Genomic DNA, 24,161 nt, shown 5'->3' with positions numbered 1-24,161 from the left:
CGACTTTTTTAAACCTTTAGTGCGTTTGCACCCTTCGACTAACCGTAAAACCGCTCGCGATGGACTTTCGCCAGGCCATCAAGCACCAGTTCCGGTTCTATCTCCCCTTGCAAACCCAGGCGCTGGAGTCTTAACGCATCGCCGCCGGTCAGCACCAGATCGCACAGGCCATAACTCTGTATGTCTGCTAACACCCGATCTGAAAAGGTAGCGCTTAACCAGGCCAACCCGTGATTGACGCACTCGTTGGTCGACAGCCCCGGCCGGCTTTCTAGGCTGAGCTCTGACTTAAAATCAATACGCGCGGCATCGTTGCTCAAGCTACGCAACATCATTTGCAAGCCGGGAAGTATGTAACCACCTAAATGATGGCCGTCTGCAGCTACATAATCGACAGTCACCGCGCTACCCGCGTCGACGACCGCAAAGCCTTGCCGACACTTCTGCCAGGCGGCGTACATACCATGCCAACGGTCAGCACCCATCTTTGCTGGTTGCTGATAACCATTAACCAACCCATCGCGCTCACGCTCGGACCAGTAACAGGTCACCGGGGCAGTAAACCGCGATTTTAGAGCCGCTACGAGGTTGTGCTGGCGCAGCTCAGAGGCAACGGTTGAGACTGCCACAGACATTACCCGCGAACCTTTGGGCAAGCACAGCGTCTGCAATGGATCTGCGTCGGTTAAAAGACCAACGCCCTGTACTAACACCTCGGCACTTTTCTGACGCTCAAGCCGCCATTTCAGGCGAGTATTGCCGGAATCAATAAGCAGTATCACGAGGCGAATCGCAAGCTAATTTCACCGGAACGTACAGCGACATCGCCTTCAATTGTACGTAGAACATAGTTACCACTGTGATCGATGCCCTGCCCAACGCCTTGTAGTTCGCCATCACGGGCCATGATGTGACGACTAAAGAATACATCTCGAGACTGCCAGGAACTTCGAAAACCAGCAAAGCCGACACTTTGGAATTTATCACTAGCATCTGCAATACTCGTGATCAGCGTACTTACGAGTGCATTACGGCTCCAAGTCAATTGCGGTCGCGCAAGCGCGAGACTGGTCCAGGCCTGCTCAATAGCAGGCGCTGCGGTCATGTGTACATTCAAACCAAGACCCACAATAGCGTGTACAACGCCATCCTGTAGCTCACCCTGAAGCTCAACAAGAATACCGCCAACCTTGGCTCCGTCAATGAAGATGTCGTTAGGCCACTTTAACCCTACTGGCGCAGCTCCAAGGTACTCCAGTGCATCTGCCACTGCCACGCCCAGTACCAGACTGAGACCATCCACCGCAGAAAACCCGCCGGACAACGACAAACCCATGCTCAGATAGATATTCTCGCCCGCCGGACTACACCAGGGCTGACCGCGACGACCACGGCCGGCGGTCTGGGTTTCGGCAGTGACAACAGGCGTTACACACTCACCTCTGGCCAGCAAGCGCATCACTTCTGCGTTTGTTGAGTCAATTTCATCGACCACGCTTAACGCCAGCGGTCGCGAGCTAACAGACTCGACGTTTTTCACGATGATTTCCTGATCCAGAAAATCCACAGGGCTTGCTAACTGATAGCCATGGCCACGCACGGTTCGTATGTTAAAACCCTCCTTCAACGCTCGCTGTATTATTTTCCATATTGCAGTGCGACTAACGCCGAATTCGGTGGCTAATGACTGCCCGGAATGGATCTTGCCGTCATTCAAACGAGTTATCAATACCTTGGCTTTCATTCAGGGGTGCCCGTGTCAATGACTAAGCGCTGGATTAAACACTAAATTCGCACCAATTCAAAGCTTACGTATGACCTTGGAATTGGCGAACCACCCAGCGAGGACGCATTTCACCAGAGGACAGATTTCAAATCTGTCCTCTGGCATGTCCCTTAGCCTGGAACCGGTGACCCACCGGGTACAGATTAGACCTTTGCCTGCTGTATTTCAGGCAAAAAAAAAGCCCCGACGGCGTGAGCTATCGGGGCAATTAGCAATAAGAGTCTGACGATGACCTACTCTCACATGGGCGAACCACACTACCATCGGCGCAGGCCTGTTTCACTTCTGAGTTCGAGATGGGATCAGGTGGTACCAGGCCGCTATGGTCGTCAGACAAAACGGTTGATCACTGGGGGATGAGATAGAACATTGGCTTTAAGGGCCGTGATAATAATTTTTTCGTTGCGATATCCGCAATTGTCTTGGGTGTTATATAGTCAAGCCGCACGAGCAATTAGTATTGGTTAGCTCAACGCCTCGCAGCGCTTACACACCCAACCTATCAACGTCCTGGTCTTGAACGGCTCTTCAGGGGCCTCTAGGGCCCAGGGAGATCTCATCTTGGAAGGGGCTTCCCGCTTAGATGCTTTCAGCGGTTATCCTATCCGAACATAGCTACCGGGCAATGCCACTGGCGTGACAACCCGAACACCAGAGGTTCGTCCACTCCGGTCCTCTCGTACTAGGAGCAGCTTTCCTCAAATCTCCAACGTCCACGGCAGATAGGGACCGAACTGTCTCACGACGTTCTAAACCCAGCTCGCGTACCACTTTAAATGGCGAACAGCCATACCCTTGGGACCGGCTTCAGCCCCAGGATGTGATGAGCCGACATCGAGGTGCCAAACACCGCCGTCGATGTGAACTCTTGGGCGGTATCAGCCTGTTATCCCCGGAGTACCTTTTATCCGTTGAGCGATGGCCCTTCCATACAGAACCACCGGATCACTATGACCTACTTTCGTACCTGCTCGACGTGTCTGTCTCGCAGTCAAGCGGGCTTGTGCCATTACACTAACCGTACGATGTCCGACCGTACTTAGCCCACCTTTGTGCTCCTCCGTTACGCTTTAGGAGGAGACCGCCCCAGTCAAACTACCCACCACACAGTGTCCTCATCCCCGATAAGGGGACAGAGTTAGAACCTCAAACATGCCAGGCTGGTATTTCAAGGTTGGCTCCACGCAAACTGGCGTTCACGCTTCAATGCCTCCCAGCTATCCTACACAAACATGTTCAAAGTTCACTGTGAAGCTATAGTAAAGGTTCACGGGGTCTTTCCGTCTAGCCGCGGATACACCGCATCTTCACGGCGATTTCAATTTCACTGAGTCTCGGGTAGAGACAGCGCCCCCATCGTTACGCCATTCGTGCAGGTCGGAACTTACCCGACAAGGAATTTCGCTACCTTAGGACCGTTATAGTTACGGCCGCCGTTTACCGGGGCTTCGATCAAGAGCTTCGCACGAATGCTAACCCCATCAATTAACCTTCCGGCACCGGGCAGGCGTCACACCGTATACGTCCACTTTCGTGTTTGCACAGTGCTGTGTTTTTAATAAACAGTCGCAGGGGCCTGGTATCTTCGACTGGCTTCTGCTCAACCCGCAAGGGGTGTCACATACCACCAGCGTGCCTTCTCCCGAAGTTACGGCACCATTTTGCCTAGTTCCTTTACCCGAGTTCTCTCAAGCGCCTTGGTATTCTCTACCTGACCACCTGTGTCGGTTTGGGGTACGGTCTCAAATCACCTGAAGCTTAGAAGATTTTCCTGGAAGCATGGCATCAATAACTTCCCGCCACATGGGCAGTCGTCATCACGTCTCAGAATTGAGGACCCGGATTTGCCTAAGTCCCCTCCCTACACGCTTAAACCGGGACGACCGTCGCCCGGCTTACCTAGCCTTCTCCGTCTCTCCATCGCAGTGACTCAAGGTACGGGAATATTAACCCGTCTCCCATCGATTACACCTTTCGGTCTCACCTTAGGGGCCGACTCACCCTGCGCCGATTAGCGTTGCGCAGGAACCCTTGGTCTTCCGGCGTGCGAGTTTTTCACTCGCATTGTCGTTACTCATGTCAGCATTCGCACTTCTGATACCTCCAGCAAGCTTCTCAACTCACCTTCGCAGGCTTACAGAACGCTCCCCTACCCCGCATACAAAGTATGCAGCCGCAGCTTCGGTATCCAGTTTGAGCCCCGTTACATCTTCCGCGCAGGCCGACTCGACTAGTGAGCTATTACGCTTTCTTTAAAGGATGGCTGCTTCTAAGCCAACCTCCTAGCTGTCTGAGCCTTCCCACATCGTTTCCCACTTAACTGGAATTTTGGGACCTTAGCTGGCGGTCTGGGTTGTTTCCCTCTTCACGACGGACGTTAGCACCCGCCGTGTGTCTCCCGGATAGTACTCACAGGTATTCGGAGTTTGCATCGGGTTGGTAAGTCGGGATGACCCCCTAGCCGAAACAGTGCTCTACCCCCTGTGGTATTCGTCCGAGGCGCTACCTAAATAGCTTTCGGGGAGAACCAGCTATCTCCGGGCTTGATTAGCCTTTCACTCCGATCCACAAGTCATCCCCTGGCTTTTCAACGACAGTGGGTTCGGTCCTCCAGTTGATGTTACTCAACCTTCAACCTGCTCATGGATAGATCGCCCGGTTTCGGGTCTATGCCCAGCGACTAATTCGCCCTATTCAGACTCGGTTTCCCTACGGCTCCCCTAAACGGTTAACCTCGCCACTGAACATAAGTCGCTGACCCATTATACAAAAGGTACGCCGTCACAGAACAAGTCTGCTCCGACTGCTTGTACGCATACGGTTTCAGGATCTATTTCACTCCCCTCACAGGGGTTCTTTTCGCCTTTCCCTCACGGTACTGGTTCACTATCGGTCAGTCAGGAGTATTTAGCCTTGGAGGATGGTCCCCCCATATTCAGACAAGGTTTCTCGTGCCCCGTCCTACTCGATTTCACTAGACTCAGGTTTCGGATACAGGGCTATCACCCACTATGGCGGCACTTTCCAGAGCCTTCTCCTACCAGTTGTCTAGCTTAAGGGCTAGTCCCCGTTCGCTCGCCGCTACTTAGGGAATCTCGGTTGATTTCTTTTCCTCGGGGTACTTAGATGTTTCAGTTCTCCCGGTTCGCCTCTTACACCTATGTATTCAGTGTAAGATACCCAGCCTAAACTGGGTGGGTTTCCCCATTCAGAAATGTCCGGATCACAGCTCGTTTGCCAGCTCCCCGAACCTTATCGCAGGCTTCCACGTCTTTCATCGCCTCTGACTGCCTAGGCATCCACCGTATGCGCTTAGTTGCTTGACTATATAACCCCAAGACAACTGATCGCCAATGACTCAAGCCCACCGCCGCTCAACCGAAGTCGAACAGAGTGTTCCAGGGAACATTAGAGACCGTCACTCGAAGTTATAAACAACCACTTCAACGACAACACCGGATAACGCTTGAAAAAATCGTTATCACTTGAACACTTTCCTCAAAGACCGTAGAGAAAAGTATTCGTGTTCTATCTCATCCAATTTGTTAAAGAGCAAATCTGACCCAGTGATCAGAAAGAAGAACTTCAGACTTAGCGGACGCTAAACTGAAATACTTTTTTCTGTACACTGACCGAAGTCAGGACATTCAGGGTTCTCAGGGTTCTCAGATTATTCAGACCACTTGTATAATGGTGGAGCTAAGCAGGATCGAACTGCTGACCTCCTGCGTGCAAGGCAGGCGCTCTCCCAGCTGAGCTATAGCCCCAAAAGCTATGCAAGTCTGGTGGGTCTGGGTGGAGTTGAACCACCGACCTCACCCTTATCAGGGGTGCGCTCTAACCAACTGAGCTACAGACCCGGTTTCGCTTGTTTTTCAACAAGACCGCTGGGCCTGAAAGACCCTTTGCTCTCTTTAATTAATCAACCAAGTAATTCGTGTGGACTCTGACCGAAGCGTTCGGCATCGTTTAAGGAGGTGATCCAGCCCCAGGTTCCCCTAGGGCTACCTTGTTACGACTTCACCCCAGTCATGAACCACACCGTGGTAATCGTCCTCCCGAAGGTTAGACTAACTACTTCTGGTGCAATCCACTCCCATGGTGTGACGGGCGGTGTGTACAAGGCCCGGGAACGTATTCACCGTGACATTCTGATTCACGATTACTAGCGATTCCGACTTCACGGAGTCGAGTTGCAGACTCCGATCCGGACTACGACGCGTTTTGTGAGATTGGCTCCCCCTCGCGGGTTTGCAGCCCTCTGTGCGCGCCATTGTAGCACGTGTGTAGCCCTGGCCGTAAGGGCCATGATGACCTGACGTCATCCCCACCTTCCTCCGGTTTGTCACCGGCAGTCTCCCTAGAGTTCTCAGCATTACCTGCTAGCAACTAGGGATAGGGGTTGCGCTCGTTACGGGACTTAACCCAACATCTCACGACACGAGCTGACGACGGCCATGCAGCACCTGTGTCAGAGTTCCCGAAGGCACCGATCCATCTCTGGAAAGTTCTCTGCATGTCAAGGCCAGGTAAGGTTCTTCGCGTTGCGTCGAATTAAACCACATGCTCCACCGCTTGTGCGGGCCCCCGTCAATTCATTTGAGTTTTAACCTTGCGGCCGTACTCCCCAGGCGGTCAACTTAGTGCGTTAGCTGCGCCACTAAGGATTCAAGATCCCCAACGGCTAGTTGACATCGTTTACGGCGTGGACTACCAGGGTATCTAATCCTGTTTGCTCCCCACGCTTTCGCACCTCAGTGTCAGTGTTGGTCCAGGTAGCCGCCTTCGCCACTGGTGTTCCTTCCTATATCTACGCATTTCACCGCTACACAGGAAATTCCACTACCCTCTACCACACTCTAGCCATGCAGTTCGAAGTGCCGTTCCCAGGTTGAGCCCGGGGCTTTCACATCTCGCTTACATAACCACCTACGCGCGCTTTACGCCCAGTAATTCCGATTAACGCTTGCACCCTCCGTATTACCGCGGCTGCTGGCACGGAGTTAGCCGGTGCTTCTTCTGCGAGTGACGTCAATCCTCAAGAGTATTAGTCTTAAGGCCTTCCTCCTCGCTGAAAGTGCTTTACAACCCGAAAGCCTTCTTCACACACGCGGCATGGCTGGATCAGGCTTGCGCCCATTGTCCAATATTCCCCACTGCTGCCTCCCGTAGGAGTTCGGGCCGTGTCTCAGTCCCGATGTGGCTGATCATCCTCTCAGACCAGCTACGGATCGTCGCCTTGGTAGGCCATTACCCCACCAACAAGCTAATCCGACTTAGGCTCATCTAATAGCGCAAGGTCCGAAGATCCCCTGCTTTCCCCCGTAGGGCGTATGCGGTATTAATCCGAGTTTCCCCGGGCTATCCCCCACTACTAGGCAGATTCCTAAGCATTACTCACCCGTCCGCCGCTCGACGCCTGGTAGCAAGCTACCATCGTTTCCGCCCGACTTGCATGTGTTAAGCCTGCCGCCAGCGTTCAATCTGAGCCATGATCAAACTCTTCAGTTTAAATCATACAAGATCCGAAGATCTTAAATCTGCTCAAGTACAAAAACTCAATTCTTGACGAGTCGTTGACTTGGTATTTCTTACCGAAATACTCCAGTCAGCGCCCACACGAATTACTTGGTTAATTTTTTAAAGAGCGTTTGAGCCGTGGCTCAATCAGGAGGCGAATTATACATCGTTTCGCTTTCCTGTCAACCGTGTATTTCGAGCCGCTCCGGAAGATCTTCTTTCCAAAACCACCGAATCAACCGGCTGGTAATGCTTGATTCGAGAAGCGCATTCTACAGCGTATCCGAACCGTGTCAACCGTTTTCGCGTTCAAAGTTTAAATCAGATTTCCTAAACTTTTCAACGTCTTACTAAACAGTTCCCGCTCAATTCCTGCCTCTCTGTAACCGGCTGTCCCTCAAGCGAGATGCGCATTCTACAGACTTCTCGGTACACGTCAACGGCCAATCTGAAAAAAGTTCAAATCCCCGTCGTCTGCCTATTTCACCATAGTAATACGCGCAACCTTCTTCTTGCCGGCCTGGATAACACAGGTGTCGCCTTCGGCAAACATTCTGTCGCCCTCAAGCTTTACGCCATCTATAAATACAGCACCGCGGCCCAACACATCCCGCGCTGCTGCGCCGTTCTTGACCAATCCGGCCATACGCAGCACCGTACCGATTGCCAACTGTTCCTGCCCCTCCAGCGCAACGCTTACCTCGGGCACGTTGTCGGGTATTTCGCCTAGCGCCACACGGTTGCCCGCAGACTTGTGAGCAGTCTTCGCAGCGTCTTCATTATGGAAGCGCGTAATCAGCTCTTCTGCCAGCAGCTTTTTATAGTCCTGCGGGTTAGCTCCGGAACTTACTTGGGCCTGAAACTCTTCTACTTCAGCCAAAGGCCGGAAGCTCAGCAATTCAAAGTAACGCCATAACAGCCCATCAGGTACCGACAGCAACTTAGTATACATTTCACCAGGCGCGTCATTCACACCTACATAGTTGCCCAACGACTTGGACATCTTTTGCACCCCATCCAGACCCTCAAGAATGGGTACCGTCAATATGACTTGCGGTTTCTGACCGTAATTCTTCTGCAACGCCCGCCCCATCAGCAGATTAAATTTCTGATCGGTACCGCCGAGTTCGACGTCTGCCTTCAGGGCAACCGAATCGTATCCCTGAATGAGCGGGTATAGAAATTCGTGTATCGCAATCGGCTGACCACCGGTGTAACGCTTGTCAAAATCGTCGCGTTCGAGCATGCGAGCTACTGTGTACTGCCCCGCCAAAGCAATCATGTCGGCAGCGCTCATTTTGCTCATCCATTCAGAATTAAAAGCAACGCGAGTTTTGGCGGGATCCAGAATTTTGAACACCTGCTCTTTATAGCTAACCGCATTAGCCGCTACCTGCTCACTGGTCAGCGGCGGCCGGGTAGCACTCTTGCCCGACGGGTCGCCAATCATACCGGTGAAGTCTCCGATCAGGAAAATGACTTCGTGACCCAAATCCTGGAACTGGCGCAGCTTGTTAATAAGCACCGTGTGGCCAAGGTGAAGGTCAGGCGCAGTGGGATCAAAACCAGCCTTAATACGCAGCGGGCGCCCTTCTTTAAGTTTGGCGACTAACTCCTCCTCGGGAATTAGCTCGTCGATACCACGCTTAATAAGCGCTAGCGATTCATCAATCGATGCCATGAACACCCCACCTCATAATTTGATTTGAAACAGCTCCAGTTCACAGAGTTTGATAACAACCCTGCCTATTCGCCGCGACTTTGCTAACATACCACTGTTCAGTTTTTAACCATCGCTGAGTCGTCGTGGCGACGCATTATAACAATCGCGCTCCGAGAAATCCGCGTAACAAACACCGCAACTGTAATGTTGACGTCTGTTGCCGATGATTCTTATACGGTAATCTATCAGTCAGACTATTAAAATCAGATTTAATACAGCGGCACAAGCGGCCGAAATATCGACTTAAACGGGTGAAATACGTGTTTAAAACATTCCCCAAGACGCACATTACCATCGCAGCAGCAGCCACCGTTGTTGTTACCACTGCTATGATGATGAGCCCGAGTGCAGATGTAGAAGCCAAGCGCATGTCCATCACGCTTGATCTTGAATCGGGCGCAGCCACTACCGTTGTTACTTCTCCTCCTGCGCTACCAACATTGTTAGTGCCTGGGGCACAAGCAAAAGCAACCCAAGCATCGAACACCGCAACCAACGTAAATTCAAATCTGACAACTGCCGTCGCGCCTTCGACCGCGCTTGCAGCCGAAGCCCTTCTCCCTGGCCCAGGCAAGCCGGCCATAGACGTGCAATCGTTTGATGTTCGTTCGGGTGACACTTTGTCGTCTCTGTTCAAAAAGGCCGGCTTTAATGATGGCATTATGCTGTCGGTTATTCATGGAACAGGCGAAGCCAAGAAACTGCAGCGCCTTTACGCCGGCGAGACCCTCCGTTTTGCCACAGATTCTGAAGGATCCCTTGCCGGGATCGAACTGCAGCGAAGCAAATTAGAAAGCCTAAGCATTACCCACGGTGAAGACGGGTTCGTTGGCAAAAAGGTTGTTCGCAAGCCTGAAGTGCAAACAGCTTTTACTAGTGGCACCATCGATGGCTCCCTTTACCTGGCGGCCCGCGCTGCCGGTATGGACGACCGGCTGACCATGGAAATGGCTGGCATCTTTGGCTGGGACATCGATTTTGTATACGACGTGCGCAAAGGCGATCGCTTTGAGGTGGTGTACGAAGAGCTGTATCTAGACGGCGAGAAGTTTGGCAGCGGACGCATCCTGTCGGCGAACTTCGTTAATCGCGGCGAAGACAACATCGCCATGCTGTACACAGACGCTCGGGGTGAAACCGATTACTACAGCCCCACTGGCAGCAGTATGCGCAAAGCCTTTTTGCGCGTGCCGCTAAACGCCCGGGTTTCATCACCCTTTAATTTGCAGCGTCGGCATCCAGTGTTAGATGTCGTCAGGCCTCACGAAGGCACCGACTATGCAGCCCCCCCAGGAACACCTATTAAAGCGGTAGGCAACGGGCGAATCAAATTTGCCGGCTGGAAAGGCGGTTACGGCCGTACGGTTGTATTGTCACACGGCGATAATATTACAACGTTGTATGCCCACATGAGCAAACTTGCCAGGGGCATCAAAAATGGCGGGCGAGTTAAGCAAGGTGAAACCATCGGTTACGTTGGCTCTTCCGGCATGGTCACAGGCCCGCACTTGCACTATGAATTCCGGGTTAACGGTGCACCGCGCAACTCACGCACCGTTAAGTTGCCAGACGCCAAGCCTATTCCAAAAACCGAACTGGCCCGCTTCGAGAAATTCACTCAGCAACAGCTGGCACAGCTAGACGACTTACGCGGTAATGAAAAACTGCCTTTGACTCTGGCTTCAGGGAAGTAAACATGACCGCCTGGATAGGGCTAATGTCAGGCACCAGCATGGACGGTATAGACGCCGTGCTGGTGTCATTTGAAACCAACACCATAGAATTTCACGCCCGCCACACCCTGGCCTACCCCGCCGAACTTCGAGCCAGGCTAGAACTGGCCGCCCAGAATCACGCGACACCCGATGAGTTGGGTGAGCTGGATACGCTGACGGGCCAGTTGTTTGCCAAGGCTGCAAACGCCGTTATTCAGCAGTCCGGCACACCTTTAGAGAGTATTGGCGCGGTGGGCAGCCATGGCCAAACAATACGCCACCAGCCTAGCGGTAGCGCGCCATTTTCCCTGCAAATTGCTAACCCAAACATCATCGCCGAGTACACCGGAGTCGCGACCGTTGCCGATTTTCGTCGCCGCGACATGGCCGCTGGTGGGCAAGGCGCGCCGCTGATGCCACTGTTTCACCAGTCATTCTTCAGCAGCGTAGAGGAAGACCGCTGCATCATCAATTTGGGCGGCATTGCTAATATCACTTGGCTACCGAGAGTTGGAACAGGAAGCGTTTACGGCTTTGATACAGGTCCAGCCAATGCCTTGTTAGATGCTTGGTGTGCCGACCAGACTGGCCGTCATTTTGACTGTGATGGCCGCTTGGCCGAAGAAGGTATTGTCAACGAGGCGCTGCTTGGCGATCTGTTTACTGACGCCTACTTTGCAAGCCCGGCACCAAAAAGTACCGGCAAAGAACGTTTTAATCTAGGCTGGATAAAAACTCGGCTGCAACGTTACCCAGACTTACTTGCCTCAGATGTGCAGCGCACACTGTTACAGCTTACGGTGCTCAGTATTGCTCAGCAGATGCCACAATCGGCGGCATTTACGGTGTATGTGTGTGGCGGCGGGGCACTGAACCCCGTGTTGATGCGCGAACTTGCTCGGGCGCTTAGCCCGGCTGAGGTGTACAGCACTGAGGAACTGGGACTCGACCCGCAATGGGTCGAACCCGCAGGATTTGCCTGGTTAGCTCGTCGCACCGTTCTGGGGCTGAGTGGCAATCTGCCAGAAGTGACCGGCGCCAGCGGGCCGAGAGTGTTGGGGGCCATCTACCCGGCCTAATGAATGCCGCGTTCCGACAGCTCATCACTCAATGCTGGCAGCTAGTAAACAACGCCAACAGCCAGTTAGATTTAGATGGAGAAGGAACTGCCGCAGCCGCAAGTGGAGCTGGCGTTGGGGTTGTTCACCACAAACTGTGATCCCTGTAGACCTTCCAGATAATCGACTGTAGAACCTACCAGATACTGATAACTCATCGGGTCTACCAGTAGTTTCACACCGTCGCGCTCGATAATTGTGTCTTCATCGTCTTGGGCGTCATCGAATGAAAACCCATACTGAAAGCCAGAACACCCCCCACCGGTTACATACACCCGCAACTTGAGGTCGGCGTTGCCTTCTTCATCAATAAGCTCTTTGGCTTTGGCCGCCGCACTGTTACTGAAAAACAGCGGGGCTGATACCTGTTGCTGAACTACGCTCAAGTTCCCCTCCGGAATGTTGGCTGAATTTCAATTATTATCGTATTCCTGACTAAAACAATCAACTATTACCAGAACGCAAATATTGCGCAGCGCGATGCCTCTGTCCGCGGGCTAGTTCGCCACCAGTTTGCTCCATAAAAAAGTACGCTGGACGTTTACGGTTTCTTTACCTTTTGGCTGCGCTACTACTTGCACCTCCAGAGGCTCAAACCCATCGGGCAACGTGAGTGAAACCTTAATGTCCTGAAAATAGCGAAAACGGAACTTAACACCCACATCATCAATCTGTGGCGATACATCACGCAGCCGGATTGCCTCTGCACTATCACCGGGCTGGGCCAACAGATTCACGGCTACCACGCCCGACTGATAGAGTTTGTTGTTACCAACCTGGGTCAGCACCAGCCGAAAATTGAAACCGCCTTCGGGGGTTTTATCAATACTCAGGCGGTCAATCTGTAAGCCTTTGGCCACGCTTGCCGGAGCCATGATTTTTTTATAAAAACCCAGGTCCAAACGTAACTGGGCATTACTGGTTTCCAGCGCCACAAGGCTCTGCCGAGCCTGGCTCAACGCTTGCTCGTCAATCGCCCGCCCACGCTCCAAACTTATTTTTTGCTGCCGCGCTACCTGATACTGTTTGCGTAGCTCTGTCGCAGACGCTTCTAACTGGTCACGTTCAACTTTAACCTGGCCCAGGCGCGCACGTTCACTACCAGTGCCGTGCTGCACACCGGCCCAGTAGCCGCCGGCCAAAAACGTCCCGCACATTAGCGCCAACATCAACCAGCGCCAGCCAACACCTGCAGTTTTGGTTGTTTGAAGGGCGGAGTTAACCACCCTTGAGCACCGCGCCAGCAGCTCTTTTTAAAGCGGTTACGGCGCTCATGGCAGCATGGCTGGCGCTTCCAGGCCCATTATTTCGGGGAGGCCAAACATGACGTTCATATTCTGTACGGCCTGACCGGCAGCACCCTTCACCAGGTTATCAATCACCGAGGTAACAATAACCACGTTGCTGTTTTCCTGGCGGTGCAGCGCCATGCGACAGTGATTCGCGCCGCGCACACTGCGGGTTTCCGGGTGACTGCCAAACGGCATTACATCCACAAAGGGCTCATCGCGATAACGCTCTTCGTACAATTCCTGCAGCCTGTCAAAATCGCCTACGTTATGCAATTCAGCGTAAAGCGTCGCCTCTATGCCGCGAATCATCGGCACCAAGTGCGGCACAAATGTAACGCCCACCGCGGTTCCTGCGGCCTGGCTTAGGCCTTGGCGAATTTCCGGCAGGTGGCGATGGCCAGACGCGCCATAGGCCTTGAAACTTTCACCCACCTCGCCATGCAACATACCTACGCTGGCCTGACGGCCCGCACCACTCGAGCCCGATTTGGCATCGGCAATTAAGCGGGAGCTGTCTACCAGCTTGTTTTCCAGCAAAGGCAGAAAACCCAATTGCACCGCAGTAGGATAACAGCCGGGGTTAGCCACCAGCTGTGCACCATGGAGTTCACTACGCACCACTTCAGGCAGACCGTAAACGGCTTTTCCCGCCCACTCTGGACTCTCGTGAGGCATCCCATACCACTTTGCCCAAACGTCCAGATTTTTCAAGCGAAAATCGGCCGACAAATCCACAACGCGCACACCCGCTGCCATTAACTCCGGCACCATTCGCATGGCTACACCGTGTGGCGTGGCAAAAAACACCAGATCGCATTGGCAAAGTACGGCAACATCGGGTTCTGAAAACGCCAGATCAAAGTGGCCGCGCAGATTTGGGTAAAGATCAGAAACGGGGATACCGGCTTCCGAACGCGAGGTAATACAATGCAATTGTGCCTGGGGATGCACCGCCAGAACCCTCAGCAATTCAACGCCGGTGTATCCGGTGCCACCTACAATACCTACTTTAATCACGTATAAGCTCCCACTCGTCTGTTTCCTGAAATTGCATTTTTAGCCAATATTCTATCATGATAAGCCACCCCCTTATTGCAGCCCTGACAAGGGTGGCTACAATACCCAAGACAGTCTGCGCCGGATTAGTACCGGCATAAGAATCATCAACCGGCTCAGGCCCCGCATGCACCCCTTATGATCCGTTCCGCACGCCCGCTAATGGCGAAAATGAAAGCCAGTTTCCGACGCCGGTTATCCGGGGCAGACGCGCTACCTCAACTGGCCGTGCTGGGCCTGCTGTCCGGTTTAGTGACTGGCGTGGTGATACTGCTATTCCGACAGGCGATCGAATGGCCGCTGGGTTACTTTTTGCCAGGTGATAGTTTCGAATCTTTCGAGCAACTGCACATTATCACTCGCGGACTGCTGCCACTCGCCGGTGCTCTAACGTTGGGTTTAATGCTGCATCGCTTGGCGATTCACGACCGCAAAGTCGGCATCGTTCATGTGATGGAGCGCCTGAATTATCATCAAGGGTACATTTCCCTGCGCAGCGCCATTGTGCAGTTTGTGTGCGGGGTACTGACCGTTGTCAGTGGCCAATCGGCGGGCCGCGAGGGCCCTGCGGTGCATTTGGGCGCGGCTTTTTCGAGCCTGATGGGCCAATGGATGCGGCTACCCAACAACAGCATTCGTACCCTGGTTGCCTGTGGCTGTGCGGCCGCCATCTCGGCCTCGTTCAACACGCCCATTTCCGGAGTAATCTTCGCGATGGAAGTGGTGATGATGGAATACACAATGGCTGGATTCACCCCTATTATTCTAGCCGCGGTGAGCGCGGCTGTGGTGAATCAGATGGTGTACAGCTCCGAACCCGCCTTCAGTGTGCCAGCGCTGACCATGAATTCATTGTTGGAAATACCCTGGATTCTGGTGATCGCCGTCATCATTGGTGTGGCAGCCGCGATGTTTATCAAGCTGGTGGATGTGATGGGCCGTTTTCATCAACGCCCGGTGCTGCTGCGCCTGTGTGTGGCTGGGCTATTGATGGTGCCCTTTGCTCTGCTGATTCCGCAGACCATGGGCATTGGCTACGACACTGTTAATGATACTATTCACGGTCAGCTGGGGTTCTGGCTGCTACTGGTCGCAGGGATAGCCAAACTGCTGATTACCTCTACAACCATAGGCCTGGGAATGCCCAGCGGGGTGATTGGCCCCACGGTCTTTATGGGCGCCACCCTGGGCGGCGCCATGGGCTTGATTGGCGCAAAAATTGCGCCAGAACTGGCATCATCGGTGGGTTTTTACGCCATGTTAGGCATGGGCGCCATGATGGGCGCCGTATTACAGGCGCCGCTTGCGGCACTGATGGCCTTGATGGAGTTAACCCGTAACCCCAACATTATCCTGCCGGGAATGCTGATCATTACCACGTCGAGCTTGGTCACTAGCGAAGCGTTTGGCTGTAAATCACTATTTTTGACCATTCTCAAGTCTCAGGGCCTAAGCTATCACAACTCTCCGGTCATTCAGGCATTGCGGCGGGTATCGGTGGCGGCCATCATGGATAAGAGTATCCTCCGTATTCAACGCAGGCTGACGCCTCAGCAAGCCCGCAAGATTCTGAAATCCGAGCCCAAATGGCTAGTGATTGACGGCAGCAACGGACCAACGTCGCTGATGCCGGCGGTAGATCTGGCACGTTTTCTGGAGGACAGTGAAAAACGGCTGAAAACCGAAGACCAGCCCATCTCCGAGCAGATTGATCTGATGAACATACCGGCAAATCGTCGCGATCTGGCGCCGGTGCAATATCAGGCCACGCTTGAAGAGGCATTAAATGAATTTGATAACAACAGCGCAGAAGCTCTATATGTTCAGCGTCACGTGGCGCCAATGATCCAGAGAATTCATGGCGTTGTGCTGAAATCAGATATAGAAAGTTACTATCAATATCGGCGGAGTTAAGCATGCTTTGGGTAAAAGCTTTTCACATAATTTCGATGGTGTGCTGGTTTGCCGGCATTTTTTACCTTCCGCGACTGTTCGTTTACCACGCGGCCTGCGAAGACGAACCGGGCCGCGAACGCTTCAAGATCATGGAGCGCAAGCTGTATCGCGGGATTACCATGCCGGCTATGATTGCCACCGTATTTTTTGGCGTGTGGCTGGTCAGCTATAGTGTGTCTGGCTACTTCAGCCAAGGCTGGTTTCACGTCAAACTCGTATTAGTGGCGCTATTGATCGTTTATCACTTTTACTGTGGCCACTTGGTCAAAGTGTTCCGCGACGATCGCAACACCCGAGGCCACGTGTTTTACCGCTGGTTTAACGAAGTGCCTGTATTTGTGCTGCTGGCAGTGGTTATTCTTGCGGTCGTGCGGCCATTCTAGGCCGCCACTACACTATGATTCCCAACAACAATCTCAGTGCAAGGAGAGAGCCATCAAACTCCGAAGCCGTCCTCAAGTATTGATTTTGTCCGGGCTGGACCCCTCCGGTGGTGCCGGTGTACAAGCCGACATTCAGTCTGTTACTTCTCTGGGCTGTCATCCGCTGCCAGTGCTGACTTGCCTAACCGTACAAGACACCCGCAACGTTTATGTTGCGGAGCCGATTGACGCCGATTTGATTCGTCGTCAACTTGAATGCCTGGCTGGCGACACGCCAATTCACGCCATAAAAACCGGCGCCCTGGGTAATGCTGACGTGGTGGACGTACTGGTAGAATTTGTCCGCAAACGCCCGCACATACCTCTGATTGTGGACCCTGTGATTAAAGCCGCCGGTGGCGGTGATCTGGCAGACTCGGACCTCATTAACGCAATGCTTACGCGGCTGTTCCCCTTGGCGGAAATGATAACGCCCAATGGCGTAGAACTGGAATTGCTGACCGGCGAACCTGATCCGCAAAAAGCCGCCGCGAAACTCCAACTGGCTGGCTGCGGTGACGTGCTGGCCACAGGCGGCCACGGCACCGGCGAAACCATCATCAATGTGCTTTACCGCCGTGATGCCGAGCCCCAGCGTTGGCATATCGAGCGTATTGGTGGCGAATATCATGGCACCGGTTGCACGCTGGCATCCTCTATCGCTGCAGGCCGCGCCTGCGGCCTGTCGCAGCGCGCCGCTATCGCGCAGGCGCAGAACTACGTGCATCGTGCCATCCTTCAGGCGTTGAAAGTGGGTGAGGGGCAACCTGTGCCCGATCGAGGGATTCTATGGGAACATTAACGCTGAAACCCGGTTTGTATGCCATTACCGACGGCCACCTAACCCCTGGTGATACACTGATAACGGCGGTCGAAGCCGCCCTGGAAGGTGGCGCAGTACTGGTCCAATACCGTGAGAAACACTTGCCGGCAGCAGAACAGCTACGCCAGGCCAGCGCTCTGCAATCTGCCTGCAGCAATGCAGGTGTGCCGTTACTGATTAATGACAACATCGAGCTGGCCTTGCGAGTGCAAGCAGCCGGCGTGCACCTGGGCCAAGGCGATACCGCCTTGGCAGACGCTCGGCGCCTGCTCGGTGAACGGGCCATTATTGGCATTACCTGCCACGCCGACTTGGCGTTGGCACAAGCCGCCTGCGCGCAAGGTGCAAATTATCTGGCCTTTGGCCGGTTTTATCCATCAACCACAAAACCCAACGCTTCCGCGGCTGACACGCACGTCCTGGGACTGGCCAAACAGTTCAAGCTCCCGGTAACCGCCATTGGCGGCATTACTTTGCGCAACGCCGAACCCTTGGTTCAGGCTGGCGCCGATTTGCTGGCGGTAGCCGGTGGACTTTTCAGCACCGACGTGGATGCCACTGCAAAACGTGCCCGCGAATTTAGCCGGCTGTTTGTCCAACATCGTTCTCAATTTTTTCAAAGCACTTAGCAGGAGCCCAGACATGACGCATTCCGAAACCCTGTTCGAACAGGCCCAGAAATACATTCCTGGTGGAGTTAACTCCCCGGTACGGGCTTTTCACGGTGTTGGCGGTACGCCTATTTTTTTCAAACGTGCCCAGGGCGCGTATCTTTACGATGAAGACGATCGCCGTTACATCGATTACATCGGCTCTTGGGGACCAATGATTATTGGCCACTCCAACCCGCTTATAAAAGAAGCTTTGCACGCGCAGATTGAAAAAGGCATAGGATACGGCGCACCAACCGCCATCGAAACCGAGATGGCCAAAAAAGTGTGCGAACTGGTACCGTCCATCGAGCTGGTGCGCATGGTGAACTCCGGCACCGAAGCCACCATGAGTGCGCTGCGCCTGGCCCGCGGCTACACCGGCCGCGACAAAGTGGTCAAATTTGAGGGTTGCTACCACGGTCACGTTGATTCACTGCTAGTGAAAGCGGGTTCCGGCGCGCTGACCCTGGGCCTGCCTAATTCTCCAGGTGTACCCGCTTGCCTGGCCGAACTCACCCTGACCCTGAACTTCAACGATATTGATGACGTGCGCAAAACCTTCCGCGCCATAGGCCACGAGATTGCAGCCATTATCGTAGAGCCGGTAGCCGGCAATATGAACTGCATTCCACCGGTTCCGGGATTTCTGGAAGGCCTGCGCGAGATCTGCGATGAATACGGCACAGTGTTGATCTTTGACGAAGTGATGACCGGTTTTCGGGTGTCACTGGGCGGCGCCCAGGGTTTGTTCGGCGTAACCCCAGACCTGACGGCCTTGGGCAAAGTGATCGGTGGCGGCTTACCGGTAGGTGCTTTCGGCGGCAAACGTGAAATCATGGAACACATTGCGCCTCTGGGGCCAGTTTACCAAGCGGGCACTTTGAGCGGTAATCCGCTGGCGATGACCGCTGGCCTAGCCACACTGAACGCGATTTCCGAACCGGGATTTCACGATGCGCTGACCCTTAAGACTGAAAAGATCTGCGCTGGCCTGAAGGCAGCAGCCGACGAGGCAGGTATTCCGCTGGCGGTACAAGGTGCCGGTGCTATGTTTGGCTTCTTCTTCAGCAAAGAATCGTCTGTCACTCGCTTTGACCAGGTAATGGAGTGCGATATTGAACGCTTCAAGAAGTTTTTTCAGGGCATGCTGGCCGAGGGCATTTACCTGGCGCCGTCGGCTTTCGAAGCCGGTTTTACCAGCGCCGCCATTTCCGATGAGGACATTGAGTTCACTCTGAACGCGGCACGCAAGGTATTTGCAACGCTTTAAAATGTTGTGACGACGTTGCCCCAAGCAAAAAGGCCACTGCTAAAAGTAGTGGCCTTTTTTTCTATCCGCTTTTCTCGATCTACCGTTTTGCCTGACTTACAGGCTAGCGGCGCGGCTTTCGGCCTGCTGCGCACCGGCCACATTGCCCCGAGCTCTGCGAATATCGGCCAACAGTAACCAACCTGAGCGCTGCAGGCGCTCATCACGCCCCGCCAGCGACAGCCCCTTAAGGCTAAACTGTTCAGCACTGCCAAGCTGGCCGGTCATCACGTAAGCTTCGGACAGTTTGAAATACACCGCCGCAGACCGCGGTGCAATGCGCTGCGCCCGTTCCAGCCTGATAATCGCCGCCGCCCCATTACTCTGTGCCATCAAGGTATCGGCCTCTTTTACCAGGCCCACTGCCGCAGCAGGCATCTGGTCACCAGCTTCGCGGTACCCGGGCACGACTGTTTGCTGTTGTGATTTCTGTTCAAGCGGCTGTTCGCTTTTGCGCCATACCTGCGGTTCATCGGCTGGTTTGGCGGTGCCGCCGGTCAGTGGCGGTTTAGGCGCCTGCGAACGCTCTCCGACAGGCACGTAAATACCACCACCGGGTCCGCTGGCACAGCCCGCCAGTAACAAAACGGCACCAACAACTACGCTACGAAACACCCGCGTTCTCATTTGCACTCTGATCATTAAAACAATCCTTCAAACCAACCACGGATTTTTTGTGGCAGAGCGCCAGCACAGGTGATTGTCTGCTTTGGCTCGCTGCCGATGATAAACGGCATTAGTCGCGCATTCTCGCATTGTTCATCGGTTAACGCCTGCTGTTGTGCATTGACCCAATGGTATTGCACGCCGTCGGGTAACACCGGCGTGAAACTGTTTTGCGGCACCTGAGCCATGAACTTCGACCACACCGGCAAGGCTCCACTGGCCCCTGTTAACGGGGTAGCGCCGTTGTCGTCTCGTCCTACCCAGACGACCGCCAGCAAGTCGCCGCTAAAGCCGGCGAACCAGGCATCGCGACCGTCATCGGTGGTGCCTGTTTTACCAGCCAACGCCAAAGCGCGAGGTACAGTGTTATAGGCCGAGCGGCCCGTGCCCTCCTGCATGGTTTCCTGCATGGCGTACTGCAGCAGATGCACTGCGGCCGGGTCGGCCACCTGGTTCACCTGCAAACTGTAGCGACTAAGCGGTTCGCCGCCCGCGTCGGTCACTTCTCGAATGGTGCGTAGGGGGGTGTTAAACCCTGACGTCGCCAGGCCCTGGTATATCTGCGCCACATTCACCGGCGTCATCGCTACGGCGCCCAACAACATAGACGGATAGTCAGAAATAGCCGAGTCGGTGCCAAACGCCTGCAGCGTGGATTTCACCTCGGCCAACCCAATGTCCAGACCCACCCGAACCACCGGCAGGTTATAGGATTTAGACAACGCCTGATGCAAGGGTACTTCGCCCCGTTCCAGACCGTCGTAGTTTTTTGGCTGCCATACCGTGCCATTCTCGAATTTCAGGGTGAAGCGTGTGTCCTGCAACGGAGTAATCAGCGTGTAACGCTGCGGCTGTGACAGCGCGGCCAGGTACACAAAGGGCTTCACCAATGAACCAATCTGGCGGCTGGCATCCAGTGCTCGATTAAAACCGGCGTAACGAGGGTCACGCCCGCCGACCAGAGCCAGCACTTCGCCGCTGTCTTTCGCTGTCACTACTAACGCCGACTCCAGCGCTTTATCGCCCAAGCGTGCCAGGGTTTCCGTTACCGCCTTCTCAGCAGCCACCTGCATAGCGGGGTTAAAGGTTGTAAAAACTCGCAGGCCTTCGCTGCGTAAATCCTCTTCTTTGTAATCCCGTGCCAGGTGGCGGCGAACCAGGTCGATATAAGCCGGATAGCGATTCTGTGAAAAAGACGATTTGTCACTCACGCCCAAAGGCAAAGACCGGGCACGCTGCGCGTCGGCTTCACCCAACAGGCCCATCTGCTGCATTTGGTCCAGCACCAGGTTACGCCTTGCCGTGGCACGTTGCGGATGGCGGCGAGGGTTGTAGTAACTGGGCCCCTTAACCATACCAATCAATAGCGCTAATTGGTGGGGCAGTAAATCCTCTAGTGCCTCGGCAAAATAAAACTGGCTGGCCAGACCGAAACCGTTAATGCTGCGTGCACCCGCCTGGCCTAGATACACCTCGTTAAGATAGGTCTCAAGAATGTCGCTCTTGCTGTAGTGCAGTTCCAGCAGAATCGACATCAAAGCCTCGTTACCCTTGCGCAGCAGGGTTTGCTCGCGGGTCAGAAAAAAGTTTTTCACCAGCTGCTGCGTGAGCGTACTTCCACCCTGAACAATACCGCCTGCACGAACGTTCGCCAGCATGGCGCGGGCAATCGACAGCGGCGCAATACCGATGTGGTCATAAAACCGGCGGTCTTCCACCGCCATCAGCGCAGCCGGCAGCAACTCTGGCAATCTACTCAGCTGTACTAAAATTCGGTCTTCTTTATGCGCCGGATAAATACCACCAATTTGCGCCGGTTCCAGACGCACAATCGCGCTATCCGGGCCTTTAACAACCTGTAAGTTCTGAACTTGGTCACTCGCTATACTCAGAGCCAAGTGCCGCCGCGGCTCTTTGCCATCTGGAAAATTAAAGCCGCGACTGCTGATCAGAAAGCGTCCGCCGCTGCGCTGATAGCTGCCCGAGCGTGAACCATCGCCTTTGTGGAAGCCCGCCAGTGCCAACTCCTGCTCTAAAGCAGCGGCACTTACAGGAGCACCGACGTAAAGTTCCAGCGGCCGGGCGTAAACCCGCGATGGCACCTCGAAGCGGCGACCCTCAAAACGTGATGTGACCTGCGCATCCAGATACACCATCCAGCCCGCCAAAAAGAATAGGCCAAGCAGCGCCAGACGCATTAATATACGCCAGAAACCCTTGCGGCGGGACTGTGCGGCGGCAGGTTGTTTACGGGGAGCCGGTTTTTTGCGACCGGGCTTGCGGGTCTTATCGGTATTTTTCATGGCGGCAGTATAACGAACGCTCTGGTGCCTAGTGTGACTAATTGGTAAACCTACCGACCTTCTGAGGGGCTTGCGAATTCGCCAGACAAGACACTAGCCGTCGCAGTAGGCCAGTTGTGTGTTATTTCCGTAATCTAGCCCTTATGATGTCATATAGACAATTAATGGGTTCAAGCAACACGAGGAAAACACTTTGAGCGATTCGCCTGCGAACACACTGGTTCAAGCTTTACAAAATCCGGCTCTGTACGACCATCCGGTTCACCAGTTTCAGGTTATCGAAACTCACATTTCCCAGGTTGTTCTGACCGGTGAGTTTGCCTACAAAATCAAGAAGCCGATGGACTTTGGCTTCCTCGACTTTTCCACCTTGCCGCGGCGCAAGCATTTCTGCGAAGAAGAACTCCGGCTGAACCGGCGCCTGGCAGCGCCGTTGTATCTGCAAGTCATCCCGATTACCGGCACGCCACAAAATCCGATGCTGGGTGGCAGCGGGGAAGCCTTTGAGTACGTTTTGAAAATGCGTCAGTTCCGCCAAGACGATTTGTTCGATCGCCAGCAGGAACGGGGCGAACTGGAGTCAGGCCGCCTGGCGACGCTGGCTCAACAAGCAGCAAAGTTTCACGATAGCCTGCCACCGGTTGACCCCGCCAGCCCGCTGGGAGCACCCGACGCGGTCTACGCCGCCATGCAGGAGAATTTTGACCAGATTCGGCCGCTGCTGAGCGATGCCAGCCAACGTGCACAGCTGGACAATCTGGAAATCTGGACCCGCACCACCTTCGAACGCCATCAACCACTGATTGCTGCGCGCCACCAACAAGGCCTGGTGCGTGAATGCCATGGTGATTTGCATCTGGCAAACATCACTTTGTATAACGATCAGGTAACGGTGTTCGACTGCATCGAGTTCAACGAGCCGTTCCGCTGGATTGACGTTATTAACGATCTGGCATTTTTGCTGATGGATCTGGAATCCCGCGGCGAAACGGCCAAAGCCAACTTGGTGTTGAACACTTACCTGGAATATCGCGACGATTTTGAGGCGCTGCCTCTACTACCGCTTTACAAAGCTTACCGAGCAATAGTGCGAGCGAAGATTGCGCTGTTCACTATGGGTAATCCGTCCTTGGGCGACAATGAAAAAGAAGAGCTGATGCAGCGTTATAACGCCTACGCTCAGCTTGCAGAAGATTACAGCAGCATTCCTAACCGCTACTTTATTGCCACCGTCGGCTTATCCGCAAGTGGCAAAACCTGTGTCAGTGCCGCTTTGGCTGGCGAACTGGGTCTTATTCGGCTGCGATCTGACGTTGAACGCAAACGTCTGCATGGGCTGGCGCCGCTGGACCGCAGTCAGTCGCCTACCGGAGGCAACCTGTACTCCGTTGAAGCCAACACAAAAACTTATGAGCGCTTGGCGAAGCTTGCCAGCGGGCTGCTTGCTGCGGGCTTCCCGGTTATAGCCGACACTGCCTGTCTGAAAGAACAGGAGCGCGCGCTGTTTGCCGCTGTTGCGGAAAGCCAGGGAGTGCCCTTTGCACTGATTCACTGCGAAGCGCCAGAGGGGCTGCGAAAAGAATGGGTACGCAAACGCAAAGACGACGCATCGGAAGCCACAGAAGAATTGCTGGATGCCCAAAAAGACTGGTTTGAGCCCCTAACAGCTAAAGAAAAAATTTATACCGCACATCTTCGCACCGATCAGAAACAAGTGGCAGAGGCCGTTGCAGACCGAATTCGACAGCATTTTGGGCTTCCCCCAAAGTAAGTTCGTGGCGCTATCAGGGCCAAAACAGACTGATTGAGCGATACTCGT

General features: G+C 54.0%; 16 protein-coding genes, 2 tRNA genes and 3 rRNA genes. 8 read left to right on the top strand and 13 right to left on the bottom strand.

All coding sequences use genetic code 11. The features are described 5' to 3' along the window. Window positions 1-38: 38 nt before the first annotated feature. From ABA45_RS03110 to tyrS, 8 genes are all read right to left on the bottom strand, one after another. Window positions 39-782: a type III pantothenate kinase gene (locus ABA45_RS03110; protein ID WP_048384304.1), complete on the bottom strand. Its 744-nt coding sequence runs from the start codon at window positions 780-782 to the stop codon at window positions 39-41. After that, complete coding sequence (locus tag ABA45_RS03105) at window positions 779-1,744, bottom strand: biotin--[acetyl-CoA-carboxylase] ligase (RefSeq protein WP_048384303.1); 966 nt, start codon at window positions 1,742-1,744, stop codon at window positions 779-781. The genes ABA45_RS03110 and ABA45_RS03105 overlap by 4 nt, the downstream gene beginning before the upstream one ends. A gap of 262 nt (window positions 1,745-2,006) precedes the next feature. After that, window positions 2,007-2,120 (bottom strand): 5S ribosomal RNA (gene rrf, locus ABA45_RS03100). 99 nt (window positions 2,121-2,219) lie between these two features. Beyond that, window positions 2,220-5,112: ribosomal RNA gene (locus tag ABA45_RS03095) — 23S ribosomal RNA — on the bottom strand. A 365-nt stretch (window positions 5,113-5,477) separates the two neighbouring features. Further along, a tRNA-Ala gene (locus ABA45_RS03090) sits at window positions 5,478-5,553 on the bottom strand. 16 nt (window positions 5,554-5,569) lie between these two features. Further along, window positions 5,570-5,646 (bottom strand) — tRNA-Ile (locus ABA45_RS03085). Between the two features lie 110 nt (window positions 5,647-5,756). Then, window positions 5,757-7,297 (bottom strand): 16S ribosomal RNA (locus ABA45_RS03080). Together the 16S, 23S and 5S rRNA genes with 2 tRNA genes alongside form the textbook arrangement of a ribosomal RNA operon. Before the next feature lie 487 nt (window positions 7,298-7,784). Next, window positions 7,785-8,987 (bottom strand): tyrosine--tRNA ligase, encoded by a 1,203-nt coding sequence (gene tyrS / locus ABA45_RS03075; protein ID WP_048384302.1) that lies wholly within the window; start codon window positions 8,985-8,987, stop codon window positions 7,785-7,787. Between the two features lie 302 nt (window positions 8,988-9,289). Between tyrS and ABA45_RS03070 the strand changes: the two genes are divergently transcribed. Continuing rightward, window positions 9,290-10,723, top strand: coding sequence for an OapA family protein (locus tag ABA45_RS03070; RefSeq protein WP_048384301.1), 1,434 nt, complete (start codon window positions 9,290-9,292; stop codon window positions 10,721-10,723). Between the two features lie 2 nt (window positions 10,724-10,725). Next, window positions 10,726-11,823, top strand: a complete 1,098-nt coding sequence (locus ABA45_RS03065) for an anhydro-N-acetylmuramic acid kinase (RefSeq protein ID WP_048384300.1) — start codon at window positions 10,726-10,728, stop codon at window positions 11,821-11,823. 71 nt (window positions 11,824-11,894) lie between these two features. On the opposite strand, the gene erpA is transcribed toward ABA45_RS03065, so the two are convergent. The 3 genes from erpA to argC form a co-directional block, all read right to left on the bottom strand. After that, window positions 11,895-12,248, bottom strand: a complete 354-nt coding sequence (gene erpA / locus ABA45_RS03060) for an iron-sulfur cluster insertion protein ErpA (RefSeq protein WP_014869905.1) — start codon at window positions 12,246-12,248, stop codon at window positions 11,895-11,897. A gap of 111 nt (window positions 12,249-12,359) precedes the next feature. Then, a complete protein-coding gene (locus tag ABA45_RS03055; protein WP_048384299.1) occupies window positions 12,360-13,088 on the bottom strand; it encodes a DUF6776 family protein in 729 nt (242 codons plus the stop codon). A 45-nt stretch (window positions 13,089-13,133) separates the two neighbouring features. Then, window positions 13,134-14,171 carry an N-acetyl-gamma-glutamyl-phosphate reductase gene (gene argC / locus ABA45_RS03050; RefSeq protein WP_048384298.1) on the bottom strand — a complete coding sequence of 346 codons (1,038 nt, stop codon included), beginning with the start codon at window positions 14,169-14,171 and terminating at the stop codon, window positions 13,134-13,136. 177 nt (window positions 14,172-14,348) lie between these two features. On the opposite strand from argC, the gene ABA45_RS03040 reads away from it, so the two are divergent. The 5 genes from ABA45_RS03040 to hemL all read left to right on the top strand — a co-directional run bounded on the left by ABA45_RS03040 (window position 14,349) and on the right by hemL (window position 19,334). Next, on the top strand, window positions 14,349-16,124 hold the full coding sequence (locus ABA45_RS03040; protein ID WP_048384296.1) for a chloride channel protein: 1,776 nt from the start codon (window positions 14,349-14,351) through the stop codon (window positions 16,122-16,124). Between the two features lie 2 nt (window positions 16,125-16,126). Next, window positions 16,127-16,549 (top strand): protoporphyrinogen oxidase HemJ, encoded by a 423-nt coding sequence (gene hemJ / locus ABA45_RS03035; RefSeq protein ID WP_048384295.1) that lies wholly within the window; start codon window positions 16,127-16,129, stop codon window positions 16,547-16,549. Between the two features lie 79 nt (window positions 16,550-16,628). Then, the gene (thiD, locus tag ABA45_RS03030; RefSeq protein ID WP_048384294.1) at window positions 16,629-17,390 is read left to right on the top strand and encodes a bifunctional hydroxymethylpyrimidine kinase/phosphomethylpyrimidine kinase; all 762 of its coding nucleotides are present in this window, start codon (window positions 16,629-16,631) and stop codon (window positions 17,388-17,390) included. Further along, window positions 17,378-18,040: a thiamine phosphate synthase gene (gene thiE / locus ABA45_RS03025; RefSeq protein WP_048384293.1), complete on the top strand. Its 663-nt coding sequence runs from the start codon at window positions 17,378-17,380 to the stop codon at window positions 18,038-18,040. The genes thiD and thiE overlap by 13 nt, the downstream gene beginning before the upstream one ends. A 13-nt stretch (window positions 18,041-18,053) precedes the next feature. Next, a complete protein-coding gene (gene hemL, locus ABA45_RS03020; protein WP_048384292.1) occupies window positions 18,054-19,334 on the top strand; it encodes a glutamate-1-semialdehyde 2,1-aminomutase in 1,281 nt (426 codons plus the stop codon). A gap of 96 nt (window positions 19,335-19,430) precedes the next feature. Here hemL and ABA45_RS03015 read toward each other — a convergent pair whose 3' ends face one another. Together ABA45_RS03015 and mrcB are read right to left on the bottom strand one after the other, a co-directional pair. Further along, window positions 19,431-20,015, bottom strand: coding sequence for a hypothetical protein (locus ABA45_RS03015; RefSeq protein WP_048384291.1), 585 nt, complete (start codon window positions 20,013-20,015; stop codon window positions 19,431-19,433). After that, window positions 20,015-22,342 (bottom strand): penicillin-binding protein 1B, encoded by a 2,328-nt coding sequence (gene mrcB, locus ABA45_RS03010; protein WP_048384290.1) that lies wholly within the window; start codon window positions 22,340-22,342, stop codon window positions 20,015-20,017. The genes ABA45_RS03015 and mrcB overlap by 1 nt, the downstream gene beginning before the upstream one ends. Window positions 22,343-22,535: 193 nt before the next feature. Between mrcB and ABA45_RS03005 the strand changes: the two genes are divergently transcribed. After that, a complete protein-coding gene (locus ABA45_RS03005; protein WP_048384289.1) occupies window positions 22,536-24,113 on the top strand; it encodes a bifunctional aminoglycoside phosphotransferase/ATP-binding protein in 1,578 nt (525 codons plus the stop codon). Window positions 24,114-24,161: the final 48 nt, after the last annotated feature.

The organism is Marinobacter psychrophilus (assembly GCF_001043175.1).
Classification (GTDB): domain Bacteria; phylum Pseudomonadota; class Gammaproteobacteria; order Pseudomonadales; family Oleiphilaceae; genus Marinobacter; species Marinobacter psychrophilus.
The sequence above is the reverse complement of the archived record's forward strand: the minus strand, read 5'-3'. Positions and strand labels throughout refer to the sequence as shown.